The sequence below is a fragment of the Paenibacillus cookii genome, from assembly GCF_018333375.1.
GTDB lineage: Bacteria > Bacillota > Bacilli > Paenibacillales > Paenibacillaceae > Paenibacillus_AQ > Paenibacillus_AQ cookii.
The window spans coordinates 75070-91022 of the sequence record NZ_BORW01000003.1 but is presented as its reverse complement, the minus strand read 5'-3'; the positions used below and the strand labels follow the sequence as shown (position 1 = coordinate 91022).

At 54.9% G+C, this 15953-nt stretch carries 17 protein-coding genes; 7 read left to right on the top strand and 10 right to left on the bottom strand.

Annotated elements, in window-relative coordinates; all coding sequences use genetic code 11:
* Positions 1–111 precede the first annotated feature (111 nt).
* Both KI367_RS05060 and KI367_RS05055 read left to right on the top strand, forming a co-directional pair.
* Complete coding sequence (locus KI367_RS05060) at positions 112–1335, top strand: glycosyltransferase family 4 protein (RefSeq protein ID WP_212948100.1); 1224 nt, start codon at positions 112–114, stop codon at positions 1333–1335.
* Between the two features lie 34 nt (positions 1336–1369).
* Positions 1370–1531, top strand: coding sequence for a hypothetical protein (locus tag KI367_RS05055; protein ID WP_246536647.1), 162 nt, complete (start codon positions 1370–1372; stop codon positions 1529–1531).
* A gap of 89 nt (positions 1532–1620) precedes the next feature.
* Here the strand turns inward: KI367_RS05055 and KI367_RS05050 are convergent, their stop codons facing one another.
* Positions 1621–2250, bottom strand: coding sequence for a DUF1796 family putative cysteine peptidase (locus KI367_RS05050; RefSeq protein WP_212948096.1), 630 nt, complete (start codon positions 2248–2250; stop codon positions 1621–1623).
* A 182-nt stretch (positions 2251–2432) separates the two neighbouring features.
* Here KI367_RS05050 and KI367_RS05045 point away from each other — a divergent pair, with 182 nt between their 5' ends.
* The 3 genes from KI367_RS05045 to KI367_RS05035 are packed head-to-tail and all read left to right on the top strand — an operon-like array spanning position 2433 to position 4255.
* Positions 2433–2768 (top strand): hypothetical protein, encoded by a 336-nt coding sequence (locus KI367_RS05045; RefSeq protein WP_036714372.1) that lies wholly within the window; start codon positions 2433–2435, stop codon positions 2766–2768.
* 27 nt (positions 2769–2795) lie between these two features.
* Positions 2796–3857 (top strand): glycosyltransferase family 4 protein, encoded by a 1062-nt coding sequence (locus tag KI367_RS05040; RefSeq protein WP_212948094.1) that lies wholly within the window; start codon positions 2796–2798, stop codon positions 3855–3857.
* A 14-nt stretch (positions 3858–3871) separates the two neighbouring features.
* A complete protein-coding gene (locus KI367_RS05035; protein WP_212948092.1) occupies positions 3872–4255 on the top strand; it encodes a hypothetical protein in 384 nt (127 codons plus the stop codon).
* 74 nt (positions 4256–4329) lie between these two features.
* On the opposite strand, the gene KI367_RS05030 is transcribed toward KI367_RS05035, so the two are convergent.
* Entirely contained in the window at positions 4330–5244 is a 915-nt protein-coding gene (locus tag KI367_RS05030; protein ID WP_036714376.1) for an NAD-dependent epimerase/dehydratase family protein, read from the bottom strand.
* Between the two features lie 217 nt (positions 5245–5461).
* Between KI367_RS05030 and KI367_RS05025 the strand changes: the two genes are divergently transcribed.
* The gene (locus KI367_RS05025) at positions 5462–6022 is read left to right on the top strand and encodes a hypothetical protein (protein WP_212948090.1); all 561 of its coding nucleotides are present in this window, start codon (positions 5462–5464) and stop codon (positions 6020–6022) included.
* 109 nt (positions 6023–6131) lie between these two features.
* Positions 6132–7112 (top strand): YhcN/YlaJ family sporulation lipoprotein, encoded by a 981-nt coding sequence (locus KI367_RS05020; protein WP_212948088.1) that lies wholly within the window; start codon positions 6132–6134, stop codon positions 7110–7112.
* A 61-nt stretch (positions 7113–7173) separates the two neighbouring features.
* On the opposite strand, the gene KI367_RS05015 is transcribed toward KI367_RS05020, so the two are convergent.
* From KI367_RS05015 to efeO, 8 genes are all read right to left on the bottom strand, one after another.
* Positions 7174–7806 (bottom strand): MATE family efflux transporter, encoded by a 633-nt coding sequence (locus tag KI367_RS05015; protein ID WP_212948087.1) that lies wholly within the window; start codon positions 7804–7806, stop codon positions 7174–7176.
* A complete protein-coding gene (locus tag KI367_RS05010; protein ID WP_212948085.1) occupies positions 7764–8537 on the bottom strand; it encodes an MATE family efflux transporter in 774 nt (257 codons plus the stop codon). The genes KI367_RS05015 and KI367_RS05010 overlap by 43 nt, the downstream gene beginning before the upstream one ends.
* Positions 8538–8823: 286 nt before the next feature.
* Entirely contained in the window at positions 8824–9996 is a 1173-nt protein-coding gene (nagA, locus tag KI367_RS05005; RefSeq protein ID WP_212948083.1) for an N-acetylglucosamine-6-phosphate deacetylase, read from the bottom strand.
* Positions 9993–10721 (bottom strand): glucosamine-6-phosphate deaminase, encoded by a 729-nt coding sequence (gene nagB / locus KI367_RS05000; protein WP_212948073.1) that lies wholly within the window; start codon positions 10719–10721, stop codon positions 9993–9995. Before nagB ends, nagA begins: the two co-directional genes overlap by 4 nt.
* Entirely contained in the window at positions 10718–11602 is an 885-nt protein-coding gene (locus tag KI367_RS04995) for a MurR/RpiR family transcriptional regulator (protein WP_212948071.1), read from the bottom strand. The genes nagB and KI367_RS04995 overlap by 4 nt, the downstream gene beginning before the upstream one ends.
* 223 nt (positions 11603–11825) lie before the next feature.
* The gene (locus KI367_RS04990) at positions 11826–13682 is read right to left on the bottom strand and encodes an FTR1 family iron permease (protein ID WP_212948069.1); all 1857 of its coding nucleotides are present in this window, start codon (positions 13680–13682) and stop codon (positions 11826–11828) included.
* A 28-nt stretch (positions 13683–13710) separates the two neighbouring features.
* The gene (gene efeB / locus KI367_RS04985; protein WP_212948067.1) at positions 13711–15003 is read right to left on the bottom strand and encodes an iron uptake transporter deferrochelatase/peroxidase subunit; all 1293 of its coding nucleotides are present in this window, start codon (positions 15001–15003) and stop codon (positions 13711–13713) included.
* A gap of 4 nt (positions 15004–15007) precedes the next feature.
* Positions 15008–15880 carry an iron uptake system protein EfeO gene (gene efeO, locus KI367_RS04980; RefSeq protein ID WP_212948058.1) on the bottom strand — a complete coding sequence of 291 codons (873 nt, stop codon included), beginning with the start codon at positions 15878–15880 and terminating at the stop codon, positions 15008–15010.
* Positions 15881–15953 lie beyond the last annotated feature (73 nt).

The window sequence follows — 15953 nt, the reverse complement described above, 5'->3', positions numbered from 1 at the left end:
AAGAGTCGTGTCCCGCCGCATCGTTTTCCAATATAGTATATTGTCGGCATCGTCCATTAAACCATCAATGAGTCCGGCTCCCGTCGCCGGATCCCATGGGAAGGAGAAGGCATGAAGATACTGCTAGCGACATACTGGCTGATTCCCCATGTCGGCGGAGTATGGAAATACATGACGCAAATCCAGCAGCGGCTGGAAGCCATGGGACATCAGGTGGATCTGCTCGGAAACAGCCCGGATTACGCCAAATTCCATATTATTAACCGCGGCCGCGAAATCTCCAAGGAATGGATCCGCCCGCTTGTGGTCACCAAGCTGGCCAGGGAATACGCGCCCTTGCTGCATGCGGATCCCCTCATTCACTATTATGAGATAGACCGATATATGCTGGAGCTTTCGGCCGCGTGTTTCGGGCTGGATCAATATGACATCATCCACACCCAGGATATATTTGCGGCCCGTTCGCTCGCCCGGGTGAAGCCGGCTCACGTTCCGTTGATTGCCCAGGTTCACGGCTCCGTCACGGGAGAGCTTCACAACCATTTCCGGATGAACCCGCAGCTCGGCATCAACGAGCATTCACCGGCCTGGAAGTATTTCCCTTCCGTTGAATCTCGCGGCGCTGCGTCCGGAAACGTCACGATCACGTCGACGCAGTGGCAGAAAAACCTGCTCGTCCGCGATTTCGGCATTCCGGAACATCGCATCAGCGTTTTCCAATACGGCCTGGATGCCCAGGAATTTTGGCATAAAGCCCATATGGGAACGGATGTCAGCCGGCCGCCGGATAAAAAGGTGATCATCTGTCCGGCAAGGCTGTCGTTCGTCAAGGGGATCGATGTACTGATTTCGGCGCTAGGCATCCTGAAAAGCATGAGGCAGCAGGATTGGGTGTGCTGGATCGTCGGAGACGGCGATAAAAGGGAGGAGCTGTGGAACCAAACCCAAGCTCTGGCATTGCAAAATGATGTGGTGTTTTTCGGCGAGCGCCATGATATTCCGGCCCTGCTTCTGCAATCGGACATTTTCGTCCATTCCTGCATCCAGGATAATCAGCCGTTTTCGGTGATGGAGGCACAGTTCGCCGGCTTGCCGGCATGCGTGTCGAATGCCGGAGGACTGCCGGAGATGGTGGAACATGGCGTGACCGGACTGGTTTCCCCGGTGAAAGATCCGCTTACGCTGGCACAGCATCTGAATACGCTGCTAGGAAACGATGAATACCGGCGCATGCTCGGCCAAAATGCGGCGCGCTGGGGACAGCAGCACTGGTCGCTCGATCAGATGATTTCCAGGCTATTGAACGAATATACGAGGGTAGCTTCAGGAGCATAATTGGCGAACCATGCCAAGGAAGGGAGGAGACGACGTGTCTGAGCCTTATATGGTCATCGGCGATTTGTATAACCGGATTTTTGCCGTGCAATCGTCCCATGTCGATCTGCTGGTGAACTACGCGGTGTGGAACCGGATTTTCGAGCAGCTTCCAATAGATTACACACTTCCGGACTTGGAGGTTTTGACTTTCTAAACGATCGAACAAACAGGGATCCGCAGCCAAAAAAAGGGCCGCACGATTCGGCATGTCATGTGTCCGGATCGGCGGCCTTCATCGATTCTTCAGCGAGTGGATATATGAATTCCGCTTAGAATTTGTCCCCATAGGTGATCATTTCCCAACCATTTATCGGCGTTCGGCAATTGGATGGAGCAGACCTTTTCAAGCGGCCAGTCCAGTTCCACGATGTCGTTGACAGGGGTATGGTTGATCAGCAGCACCCGAAAATCATGCGCGACAAGACTCGATAAAACCTCCTGGAGCTCTTTGGCTTGTTCGAACGTGCCTTCCGTGCGAATGAACAAAATTTTACGGCTGGTTAGCATTTTTTCCATGAAACGCTGAACGCGGCGGTCGTATTTGGCTTTTACGTAAGGATAAGCTTCAAGATTTGGCGGAAAGTTGTTGTGGGTAAAAAAGTCGTGATTCGACAGAAAATCGTAATAAGTGTCGCGCACCAAATAAAGCTGCTCGCTGACTTTATCTTCAACGACGAGGTTATTGTAGACCATAAAATGGGCGAATCGGTTCCTTAAAAGGCGGTTCACGTCGGATAGGTTGTAAGTCGCCATCCAATCGATCGGACCGGCATAATTTCGCAGGCCGAATTTTTCGAGCTTCATCGCGGCGAGGCATAAGTCTCCCAAACTGAAAATCGCGTCGTAGGATCCTTTGAGATCGGCAACCCTCATATTCTTTCATCCTTTCTTCCTAAATTGCGATTCGCAATATAGTAGATGCGAGAGCCGCTTCTTTCGCTTGTATTCTCGCTTATTCCCGGAAGAATAGGTTTGCGGCGGGCGTTAAACGCCCTTCCACTTGGAGCGCAGTCACATAGGATAGGATTAAGACTTGACTTTCAGGAGGAAAGGTTATGTCCATATTACGGCTCGAAGCCGCTCCTTTTGCCCCGATCGACTCTACGTACATCCAGTCCGTCGATCTTGAAATATGCAATGTCGGTACGGAAGGTTTTGAGATGCTTGTGCATGGCTACGGCGAACAGGGACTGTTTTACGTTCAGTTGATCCATGTCGGTTCGGGCAGCACGGTTCCCCTCTATCATATGATGACGGAGCATAAGCCTTTTCAGCTGGTGCTGGTGACGAACGTGAACGATTATACGCATACCGCAGTGACCGTTAGAGTCCGCAACCAAGGCAACCTTGTCGCTTTGTTTACCCAGGAGGACATGTTTCGAATGATCTGACCGTTAAGACGCAAAGGAGGGGATGCCATGAACGTGCTGTTTGTGTTTTACGTGCCGAGCGGCGGCATGGATACGTTGAATCGGCTTCGCTGCAAAGCCCTTGCCAGATACGGAATCCAAGCTTCCTGCCTTTACTTCCATTGGGGGGCGGGGGTGCAAAATAACGACGGGGTCCCTATGTACATTACGAACAACGATGAAGAGATCCGGGGAATTCTGGCCGCCGGGAATTACGATGTCATCGTCGTCACGACGGATCACAAAAGCTTTCCCCGCTTCAGGCAGCTGGGATATACGGGAAAGCTCGTACTGGAAATTCAGGGGTACGGCGCCAAGGAATATGCCCGCCAGCAGCTGATCGAAGCCATTCCTTACGTGAACACGTACGCAAGCGCGCTGCTGAATCCGAGCACTCCGCATATTGCCGCTTTGTTTCGGGAACTGTTTCCGAATATTCCTCAGTATAATTTCCCCAATTTTTTTGATTCCGAAAGCTTTACCTACCGGCCGGGACCGATTCCGGAACACCCGGTGATCGCATGGCTTGGACGCATGGAAGACAATAAAAACTGGAGGGAATTCCTTCATATCGGCTATCAGCTGTCTTTCTACGTGCCCGATTTGAAACTTTGGGTTTTCGAAGACCCCAACTTGTCGATTCCCCATGAACGCGAACAGTTCAATTCCGTGGTGCATCAATTGGGGCTTCATTCGCGTTTAATCATGCATTCGAACGTGCCAAACCATCAGATGCAGCATTATTTCTCGGCCATAGGCGATTCGGGCGGTTTCGTGTGCAATACGTCCAAGGTGGAAGGCGGCCCGTTATCGGTCCTCGAAGCCATGAGCTGCCGCTGTCCGGTGCTGGCGACGAATTCCGACGGGGTCGCGCTTTGCATCCGTCATAACGAAACCGGCAAAAATTATACGCTAGGCAATATTGCGCAAGCCGTGCAGGAAGGGCTGGACTTGATGCATAACGCTCCGCTGAGGGAAAACATCCGGAGCGGCGCGTTAAAACGGGTGCAAACGGAATTCAACCCGCATCTGTACTGCGTGCGCTTTATTGATATGCTGTATCATATTTGATGGGAGGAAGTCGCATGACGGCAAAATACAACACCAGGGTGGGGGCTGCAGCGGGAACCTTCATGCCGTTTACGGTCGGTCCCGATGAGATGGTCCTGACGGGAGTCACATTGGAAGGAATCGCCGAGGGGGACCGCGTGATTTTGGATATCGACGTATCCTGGCTGAAACCGATGTGCGATCTGGGAGAGCTCGAACTGATGATTCGGAGGGACGCCCCGGACGGACCCATCATCTATTGGACGATGGAAACCTGCTATGCCCAGGCCCGTACGAGAGAAGAATGCGTGTTGGCGGGAGACGGCGCTATGCGCCATTTTTTCCTGACGGCCCGCTCGATCGAACACAAAGCGCAGCTTGCCGCGTATTATTTGGAAGGAACGGTGGATACTCCGTAAAAACGAATCGAATCATGCGGATCAAGCCGACTCCGGCTGCCATCAGCCGGGGATCGGCTTTTTTTGCATTCCTTTTACCGAAAATAGCTTTGGTACGTCAGCTGGAGTCCTTCCTCGATGCCGTATGCCGGCCGCCAATTTAAATGCGCCAAGGCTCGTGCATTGGACAAGCGGCTGTGGCGGATGTCTCCGGCCCGGTCCGGACGATGGACGCAAACGGTATGTTGGCCATGGTGCAGCCGAAGAAGCTCAACCAACCGATTGACGGAGGTCGCTTGGCCGGTGCTGACATGAAGGATTTTCCGTTCTCCTGACGTTTGGGCCGCTGCCAGGGCGGCGACGACATCTTGAACGTAAATAAAATCCCTCGTTTGTTCCCCGTCCCCATTGACCGTTAAGGGCATGCCTTGCCGGAGCTGGTTCAGGAAAATGGACACGACGCCGCCTTCCCCTTTCGAAGTTTGTCCGGGACCGTAGACGTTCGCGAACCGCAGGACGGTCCAATCCAGATCGAACAATTCGCCGTACAGCCGGACATCATGCTCCGCCGCATATTTGGATAATCCGTAAAACGAGATGGGAACGGCGGGGTCCGTTTCCTCCAGCAAATCCTTTTGCAGATTTCCGTAAACGCCCGAGGTGGATGCAAACACGAATTTGCGGACTCCGCCTTGGCGGCAGGCCTCCAGCATGTTCAGCGTACCAAGCACATTGATTTCGGTGTCTTCCCGCGGATGCTGGATGGAATGCTGCACATCCGCTTGGGCAGCTAGATGAAACACGGTATCCGGCTGAAGCGCAACGATCGCCTCAAAAGCGGCAGGGAAGCGAATATCCTCCTGATGCAAGGTCGCGCCTTGAGGAACGTTCTCCGCCTTGCCGGCCGACAAATCATCGATGACATGTACCCGATGCCCCATACCGATCAAATGACGTACCAGATGCGATCCGATAAATCCGGCACCGCCCGTCACTACCACCGTCGTCATGTCATGACCTCCTTAAAAGGCTATAATCATGAGATATCGTATGTGGCAGCGGCAACATTGGCATTAGGCATTGTCCCGATTTCGATCCGGCGCCGGGCATCTTGGAGAAAGAGGTAGTAAAAAGCTTCCAACGGGGTAATATGTGAATGACATCTTTTTGCCGGGGCCGCATCGTTCATGCATGCAAAATACGCCATGCGAAAGGGGAAGGTGTTAGATGAAAAAAAGGGTTTTGGCGCTTATCGTTGCGATTGCAGCCATTCTGATCGTCGGCATTGCGTATTTCTTTCGCCCCGATCAAACCGAAGCGCCGGGTAAGCCGGATTCTGCGGCCGGGCGATCCGATCCCCTTCCGGCCTGGGTAGATCCGCAAGACGTGACGGCGGTCGAATGGGAGGGGAAAAGAACGTCATGGCTCCTGCAGCGTACCGATTCAAACGATGGGGCAGGGGAAGGGGGATGGTCGCTTAACGGCAAGCCCGCAGCGGAATCCGATGCCATGCGGGTGCTGTCCCAGATGAACTTGCTTTGGGCCAAAGGGGCGGCACAAAAGCAACCGGTTTCTTCATTAAAAGATGAAATAATCGACTCTACCGTAACCGTTGCCGGCATGGCTCAGACGGAAGAAACCGTGTATTTGATCGCAGCCGAACCGTCAGAGCCGGACAGGGTATGGATCATTCCGTCGGGGGCATCTTTTGCTTACCCTGTATTTGTCAAGGATTTGGAGTTGCTGGAAGGGGACGTCGACAGGCTCAAATCAGCTCCTTCGGCCTGATGCTGCCGCGAAAAGGCCTTCAGGATGCCAAATCCTTTCAGCATAGCGCGTTAGGCGCGAGGTCATCCTAAACGATGTTACTACATTAATTATAACGGAGGATGAACTCATGATACGATCCAAAGCCATTAGTCTTTCCGTATCCGCCGCACTGATCGTCAGCATGGCCGGATTGGCCGGCTGCGGCACGAGAGAACCTGCCAATACGAACGTGCGCACCCGCAACGTTCATGACGGGCGCATGCTGGATACCCGGGACGGCAGACTGAACGTCAACTCTTTGAGAAACGGCAACCGTTTTTCCACCTACAATACGGACGGCAACTTCGGTACGCGAAACGCAAGACATGACCTGTCGAACCTGACTTCGGCCCAGGACGTCGCGGATAAAGTGGCTGCATTGAAGGAAGTGCGCACCGCCAACGTCCTTAAGGCAGGCAACAGCGCGTACGTGGCAGTCTCCCTGGAGCACGGCGCACAAGCCAATCATGCCACGGACGGCACCCACGGCCGTTTCCGCAATAACAGTTTCGGCACGATGAACCACGGCGCCAGCGGCAGCAACAGCAGCTTTAACACCGGCGCGGCAGGCGTGAATACCCGCGGTTTCAACGGAGCGGCAGGAACTAACGGCACGGGCGCAACAGGCGCCGGCACAACCGGTACGGCAGGAACCGGAACCGGCGGCAACTTCCGCGGATATACGACGAGCGCCGGCGAACCGATCACGAGAAACAACGGTTTTAACGCCACCACGCCGGGAACGGCTGGCACAAGCGAAACCTATTCGCAAAATTATAAGGTAAGCAACGACGTAAAAGACAAAATCACGAAGATCGTTCAAAAAGCCGATCCAAACATCACCAATGTTTACGTATCTGCTAATCCTGATTTTGTCCAACGCGTCAGCAATTATGCAACCGATGTGAGAAACGGCCATCCGATCAGCGGCATGGTGAATGAGCTTTCGACGATGATCGAACGGATTTTCCCGACGAATACAAGCACGACCGACCATCGCGTAACCCCGATGGGCACGACGCACAACGCTCCCGGCAAAACGCCTGCAGGCAGACACATGACGCAGTAAAAACAAACACAAAAAGCAGCTTTGCGCATTATTGCGGGCTGCTTTTTGGTGTTTTAGCGTATCACGTCTTTTTTATGACAAGAAGCCGTTTGACCGTTAAGCCGAATAAAATGCAGCAAGTAAGAGCGGCTAAAGTATCCGCAATGGGTTCGGCCAAAATGACGCCGCCCGTTTTCGGGCGAATGAATGCCGGCAGGGCGTAAACGAGCGGTATCAGCAAAATGATTTTGCGCAACACGGCGATAAAGATGGAAACCTTCGCTTGGCCAAGTGCGATGAAAATTTGCTGAAACGCCAATTGGAAGCCGTAAATGCAGGTGCCCATAAAAAATATGTTCATCAGCGCCGAAGTCAGAGCGATCAGTTCGGCATTGTTCGTAAAAATCAGGACGGGAAGCCGAGGAAGAAAAACGGCTATGCTCCACATCGCCAGACCGAAGACTGCGCAAAACAAGCTGCAGTATATGATCGTGGATTTCACCCGCGCAAAGTCGCCCGATCCGAAATTGTAACCGATGATCGGCTGCGCTCCTTGCGCGAAGCTTTGCAGCAGCAGCGTGAAAATTTGCATCAAACTGCTCATGATGCCCATGGCGGCAACGTACAGATCCCCGCCGTATTTGGCAAGGGAGGTGTTGAACACGATCTGAATCAGGCTTTCGGTGGACTGCATAATAAAGGGAGACAGCCCCAAGGCGAGCACGCTCCAGACGATCCGAACGTTGATGCGCATATGTTTGATTCGCAAACGCAGATGGGATCGTTTCGATGCGAGGAATCCAAGCACCATACCGCCGAGATCGTTTGCGAAATGACCGTCGCAAGGGCAGCGCCCCTGACGCCCATATGCATCCCGAAAATAAAAACAGGGTCAAGGATCGTATTGACGGCCGCGCCTACGCATACCGTAACCATGGCCGTTTTGGCAAATCCTTGCGCCGCGATGAATTGGTTCAATCCTAACGATAGCAGCACGGTTACCGTACCCGTCAGGTAGATCCCCATATAATCGTCGGCATAAGGCAGGGTATCCGGACTTGCCCCGAACAAGGTCAGCAGCGGGGACTTCAACGTTAGCAATGAAATAGTCAACAGCATGGAAACGATCAGCAGCATCACAAAACTTGCGCCAAGCAATCGTTCGGCTTTTTCATGATTCCCTTCTCCCATCCGAATGGAAGCAAGCGGCGCGCCGCCAAAACCGATGAGAGCAGCAAAGGCCGAAATCACCATGATGATCGGAAAGCTTACCCCAATGCCGGTTAGAGCAAGGGTCCCCGTACCCGGCATCCTTCCGATAAACATGCGGTCGACTACATTGTACAGGGCATTGATAACCTGTGCTACGACGGCAGGAGCAGCCAAAGAGAGTATCAATTTGGGGATTTTTTCGCTGGCGAATCGGTTGCTCATTGGATTGTTCATTGGACGTCCATCCTTGTTTATTAATTTTCGTTATTTGAGCATCATAACATAGGAAAAGCGGGTGTGAAATACGTTGTTTAACGCTCTATAAATGCCTTATTTGCGGTTTTTTAGGGGGGGAGTAATAGGAGGGTACTTTAATTGGGTGAAAAAGTCTTAAAAAGCGAATCTGATGACGCTTTGATTGGCGCTTTTTTTGATGCGTAAGACGCTTTCCATTCGGAAGGGCGGCATAAAAAAACGACGCCGGCGATCCAGCGTCATTTTTGTTATAGGATGGAATTCATTAAAAGACCTGGCGTCCGCGTACCCAAACGCCCTGAATGTTCAAACGCTCATCCAGCATCAGCACATCCGCCTGCTTGCCGGCTTCGAGCGTCCCGGTCCGGTCTTCGATGCGAAGGCGTTTCGCCGGGTTGTAGCTGGCAATGCGCGAGGCATGCTCGACGGTCAATCCTACGGTTTCGACGAGGTAGCGGAAACCTTTGATCATCGTAAGCGTGCTGCCGGCCAGGCTGTTCGACTCGCCTTTCAATATCGCGATGCCATCCTTTACTTCCACGGGCAAATCGCCGATCGTATAATCGCCGTCCGGCATGCCCGCTGCGGACATCGCGTCCGTAATCAGGATCAAGTTATCGTTTGTTTTAACTTTCGTCAAAATGGAAATGCACGCCGGATGCACATGAATGCCGTCGGCAATGATTTCGGCATGGATCCGGTCGTCGCTGAGCACCGCTCCGGCCGTGCCCGGCTTGCGGTGGTGGATCGGCGTCATGGCGTTGAACGTATGGACGGCTTGGCGGAGACCGGCTTCTACCGCCACTTCGACTTCCTCGTAAGATGCATCGGTATGGCCGAGAGCGGCGTTGATGCCGTGTTCGCTCATCCAGGCGATGGCCTCAAGCGCGCCTTCGCGTTCGGGAGCAAGCGTGACCTGTTTGATAAGTCCCGGATACTGTGCCTCCCAGGCTTCGAGCCATTCGACGTTCGGATGGACGATATGCTCGGGATTTTGGGCTCCGGGCCACTTCGGGCTGATGAAAGGCCCTTCCATGTGAACACCTTCAATCACGGCATAAGGCATATCCTGCTGCCTGTACTCGTGGACTTCCTTCAGCACCTTGTCGATGGATGCTTTAGGAGCCGTCATCGTGGTGGCAAGCATGGCGGTCGTTCCTTGGGAACAATGGAAGGAGGTGATTTTGTCGAGCTCCTCCTTGCCGGAATACATAAAGTCTTCGCCGTTGCCGCCGTGAACGTGGACATCGATGAAACCCGGCACGAGATATCCTTCCGTTTTTTTGCCGGGATTCAGATGATGCAGGTGGTCCGGCAAATGCTGCACCTCGCCGGCATAAAGAATGGTGCCTTCATGGATGGCGACGACGCCGTCCTCGATGACGTTGCCCGGCACGACGACTTTACCGTACAACAATTGTCCTGAAGTTTCGCTCATGATAATAACCCTCCTGCTCCTTGATCCAGCAGCACGACGACGTTCGGATGGCATTGCAGAAGCGATGCCGGGCATTGGGACGTGATCGGCCCCTTCAAGGCGCGTTTGACGATTTCCGCCTTGTCTTCGCCGCGGACCAGCAGCAGGATTTGTTTGGCTTTCAAAATGCTCCCGACGCCCATCGTGATCGCTTGCGTCGGCACGTCGGCCAAAGACGGGAAAAAGCGGGCATTGGCCGTGCGCGTTTTTTCCTGGAGCTCGACGACATGGGTGCCGCCGATCAGGCTTTCACCCGGTTCATTGAAACCGATGTGACCGTTGTGCCCGAGTCCTAGAATCTGCAGATCGACAGGGCCGTTTTCTTCGAGCATGGCGTCGTATTTCCGGCATTCCTCCTCGAGGTCGGCGGCGTTGCCGTCAGGCACGTGCGTATTCTCCATTTTGATGTCGATGTAGTTAAAAAGCTTTTCGTTCATAAAGCTGCGGTAGCTCTCCGGATGCCCTTCAGGCAGGCCGACGTATTCGTCCAGGTTGTAGGTGGACGCTTTGGCGAAGCTGACCAGCCCTTGCCGGTTCATTTCAATCAGGCGCTGGTAGATGCCGATCGGCGAACTGCCCGTCGCCATGCCGAGAACGGACCTTGGTTTCGTATGAAGCAGGCTGGCGATGAGACCCGCACCGGTCGCGTTGAAGTCGGCCTCATGCTTGAAAGTATAGATGTTCATGTTTTTGAATACCCTCCTCTTGTTTTGCGGTAGTTCCGGACGTTTTGATAGGACTGCTCCAGCTTGGGAACGTATTGTCCGAACTGCTCGCTGCTCATGCCCATGAAAAGAATGTCAATGATATGAAGCTGGGCGATCCTGGAAGCCATGTCGCCTCTTCGCATGCCTTCCTCCAGGGAAGAAACGAAGAGGGGGATATCGGCCATGGATGCCAGCGTGTTGCTGCCGTAAGAAGTGAGCGTGATCGTTGCGGCGCCGCTGTCTTTGGCGCAGGACAACGCGCTGATCGTCTCTTCGGTCTCCCCGGAATAGGAGATGGCGATCGCCACGTCCCGGTCCGTCAGGGTCGACGCCGAAGTGATTTGCATGTGGGGATCGGCGAAGGCGGTGCAGTTTTTCCCGATCCGGATCAGCTTCTGGTAAAAATCGAGCGCCACGACCGACGACGTCGCCACGCCGTACAAATCGATCCGCTGGGCATCGCACAGCAGCCGAATGGCTTGCGATAGCCGGTTCATGTCCAGAAGCTGCGTCGTATCCCGGATGGAGGTCAAATGGTTGGCTTCCATCGCTTCCACGATTTTGGATAACGGATTGTTGGCCACGATGTCCTGGTAAGAGGAAGCCTGGTTTCGTTCCTGCAGCCCCGTGTGGGCGAGTTCCGCCGACAGCTTGACCTTCAAATCGGGGTATCCCTTAAGATGGAACACCTTGCAGAAACGGGTGACCGTGGCCGGACTGGTTCCGCATTGCTCGGCCAATTCCTTGATCCCCATATGGACCACCTGGGCCGGGGAAGAGAGAATAAAATCGGCGATCCGGCGTTCCTGCGGGGACAGCTTATCCTTTTCCTGCGCCAGCGCATATAAGAACGGAGCCACGAAAGGACCTCCCTTTACGACTTCATCCGCAGATGAGGTGTGAAAATTATTTTAATATTTATTTTGGATTGCAAGAAAATTATTTTTATCTCCCTCCCATCATAGGTCAAAAGTCTTCCGGTGACAAGGGGGGAACGGGATTTTTCAGGGCCGGTATTGTTTAAGAAAAAGAAAAAGCCCGCGTTCGCGCGGAACTCGGGCAATAAAGCGGGTAATGTTGTTGTTATTGAACGTTTCCGGCGCTGACGCGGGACTTTTTCGATCGGCCGATTTCCTGCCGCAACACCTGCCAGATGATGTAGGCCAAAACGACCATTTGCGGGATGAACGTTTCCCACGTCGGATACATGCCGAGCCAGGAAACGGAAGGCAGCGACGGATCCGAATGGGCCGCCAGCCTGCCTGCGACCTGCAGCGAATGAATGCTGTCCCCAAGAAAGCGGAACACGAGGTAATAAATCAGCAGCGTCGCGACCAGGAAAAAGGCCCGGATCGGCAGCGCAGCGCTGAGCGCGATGATGGCATAACCCAATACCGCGAGGATGGCCAGCGCTATGACGACGCCGAGGATCAGCTGAAACATCGGCATCGACGGTGCCATGCCGACGTAAAAAATCGTCGTTTCGGCACCCTCCCTTACAATGGCCAGTAGGGCTACGGCAAACAGGGACCATAGGCTGCCTTTCGCCAGCGCCTGGTCCATTTGCTTGCCGACATAGCGGTTCCAGGCTTTGGTGTTCGATTTGTTGTGCAGCCATTGCCCGACGGTGATCATCATGACGACGGCGACCAGTCCGGTAATGCCTTCGATCAGCTCACGGGCGCTGCCGGAAGCGGCTTTGGATATCGTATAGGTCAACACGCCGGCGAGCAGCAGCGACAGCGCCAAACCGGTTCCCGCGCCCGACCAGATGAATTTCCGCCCTTCGGCGTGACCGCTTCGTTTCAGGTAGGAAAGCAGCGCGGCAATGACGAGAATGGCTTCCAGCCCTTCGCGGAGCAGGACGAGCGCGGCGTCCCAGGCGGTATAGCTGTGGCTGCCGGCAACTTCCGCCAGGGAGGACTGCATGTCTTCGATAATTTGGAGCGCTTCCTGACTGCGCGGAGGCGTCGAAAGAAGGTAACCGGACACCTCGGACATCTGATTTTCCACTTGGGTATACAAAGACGGGGACGACACCCGGACCTCGCCTTCCACGGCGGGCCAAGACGCGATGAATTGGTTCATGCTGTCCGCGGCTTGGGCGGATTGGCCGTCCGCGGTTTGCTTGCGTGCCGTCTCCAGCACGCCCAGCAGGTCGGACAACGAATGGATGCTTTCGTTGTCGTCGCCGGCCAGCTGGACTTTTCCGTTTGCATAATCCGTCAACAGCGCAACCAGCTTGTTCATTTGCTGGACGGCCTGGTCTTCGCGGACGGGATCCGCTTGCAGCGCGATGCGCACCAGGCTGATTTGGGTTTCAAGCTGCCCGTAGACGGCAAAGTTGTCGCTGCGGATCGGCGTCTCGCTTTTTGGCCAGGCATCGACGATGTTTTGATAGCTCGACTTGGCTTTGGCCCAATCCTTTTGCTCCATGGCGGCAAGGCTTTCCTTGGCAAAAGGAAGCAGCTTTGCGGCCGATTCCGCACCGCCGGAAGTTTGGCGGCCGCCTTGCCGCTGGCCGGAAGCGGCCTCGACGTAAGCGTTGACGGCTTTGGCTAGTGCCGACAACGCCTGCTTGGCCCCGGCATCCTCCTGCCGGAGCTTCGACTCGGCCTCGGCCAGGGCCGCATCGACCCGTGCCGTTTGTCCGGCCAAATCTTTGCCGCCGTTTTGCTTCAAGGCGGTCCAATCCGTTTTAAACTGTTCCAAATCTGCGGCTGCTTCTTTCCACTGTTGTTGACCGCTTTCCACCAGCGCGCTGCCGACGGCGGGGAGGAGACGGTCCAGGGAGGAGGTTTGACCGGTTTCGGCAAATGCCGGGTCCGCCGCCAGATGGAAAAACATCAGGATGGCGAGCGCCAAAATGGCCGTCATGCCGGGTTTGCTTCGGCGGCTGCGTTTTATGTTCGTCTGGTCGTCATGGCGTATGGACCGCATTGGCATTAGTCTCCTTCAAAATCAATTGTTAAAACAAGGTATCCCCGATATACCCTCCTTGGGCGGCTCCGGGGAAGCAGGCAAACGCGGCGCTGCCCACGTGCAGAATGTATTCGTTCAAGCGGTCGCTTTTCGCCAGTTTTTGCTGCAGGGGGACGAATTGCTTGAACAGGTCCCGCTGATAGCTGATAAACAAAAGCCCGGCGTCGAGCTGACCGGTTTTGATGTCCATGCCTCCGGAATAAGAGTAGGAGCGGCGGAGAATCTGAACGGAGCCGTCGCCCCGCGCCAGCGCGACATGGGAATCCCGGGGGATGTACGGTTTGCCGCTTTCGTCCGCGGCATTCAGATCGACCGGATCGAATTCGTTTTTCGCGCCAAGCGGAGCCCCGCTGGAACGGTAACGGCCAAACGTCTCCTCCTGGTCTTTCAAGGTGGATCGGTCCCATACCTCGATGCGCATGCGGATCCGGCGGACGGCCATATAACTTCCTCCGGCCATCCATGGGGCTCCGTCGCCGCTTTGCGCCCATACGATCCGGTTCATTTCCTTTTCGTTTGCCACCTGGGGATTGGCGGTTCCGTCCTTGAAGCCGAGCAGGTTGCGCGGCGTGCTTCCCGAAGGGTCAGCCTGGTTCGTCCGCTGAAAGCCTTCCTGCACCCAGCGCAGGACCGCTTTTCCGCGCGCGATTCTGGCCAGGTTGCGCACGGCATGGAATGCGACCTGCATATCGTCCGCGCATACCTGCACGCCAATGTCGCCACCGCACCACTCGGGTTCAAGCTGATCCCCGTTAAATGCGGGCAGTTCTTTGAAGGTCGGCGGCTTTTTCGCGGCCAGGCCGAACCGGTCGTCAAACAGCGAAGGCCCTGCGCCGAACGTGATCGTAAGCCGGGAAGGGCTGAGCCCGGCCGATTCGCCGGTGTCGGTCGGCGGAAGGTTGCCATTGCCGCTTTCCTCGCCCACCGGTCGGCCTGCGGCCATCGCCGCGGCGGCGGCGGTCCAGGCCTGGAACAGCTTTTTCAGCGATGGCGCGCCGCTAGCGGTCACGTCAAAGGCTGCAAAGCAGATGAAGTTTTGCGCAGGTGTGATGATGCCGGCTTGGTGCGCTCCGTAAAAAGGAATGGAGTCCTCCTCCGTGGAGATGGATCCGGCGGCTTTCGTCTTGCGCTTGTTCTCCGTCGTCAGCAGCGTTCCGATCGCGCCGCCGCCGAGAAGAAGGCCAAGACCGCCGGTACCCGCCAAACGAAGGACATCGCGGCGGGTCATCGGTTTTTTTAGGATAGAATCGTCGTTTGATGGCTGGTGCTTTTCCGGCATGTCGCTACACTCCCAAAATCTTGCCCATGTTGGACAACGGTTCGGCCAATGCGTCAAGGTTCTGGCTGAGCTTGCGGATTTCGTCCTGTTTTAATGCCGTGTAATCGACGTAACCGTCGCCTTTTTTGAACGCATTCAGCTCTTTCTGCAAGGCGGCAAAACGCGTTTCGATTTCTTTTTCCAGCTCCGCGTCTTTTTTCGCCAGTTCGGGCTTCAATATTTCATAGATTTTCTGCGCGCCTTCGACGTTGGCGGCAAAATCGTACAGGTCGGTATGCGAATAAAGCTCTTCCTCGCCGGTGACCTTGGAGGAGGACACTTCGTTCAGAAGCTCCACCGCGCCGGTGACCATCAGGCTGGCATCCAGATCGATCGTTTCGATTTTGGCGCGCAGCAATTGGGCGTCCTTCAGCAGCTGGTCGGCGAACCCTTCCGTTCCGGCCGTCGTTTTGTCTTCCCACAGCGCCTTTTCGATCCGGTGGAAACCGCGCCAGTCGGCGGCGTCGACGTCATTCACCCGCGCATCGATATTCGGGTCCAAATCGCCGAGCGCTTCGGCTACCGGTTCGATCCGTTCATAATAAGCGCGCGCAGGGGCGTACAGCTTTTTCGCCTCTTCCAGCTTGCCGGCTTTGACCGCTGCCGTGAATTTTTCGGTCTCCTTGACGAAAAGATCGCACTGTTCCACCGCAAAAGTCCGGTATTGTTCGACGCTGGCGGAAAAGTCGGCCGCAGGGGCCGTTTTCGTTTCAGCGGCCGCAGGCGGAGCAGGCGTCGCGGACGCGGCATCGGCGTCCTGGTTTTGTTGCTGCCCGCATCCGCTGAAGAGAAGGGAAGCGGCGAGAATGCCGGTTGGAAGAATGACGTTGTACTTCAAGAAAAAGCAGCTCCTTTTTATATGGAAGTTTTGATGTCGGTTATAATTGATAATGATTCTCAGTCATATGCAT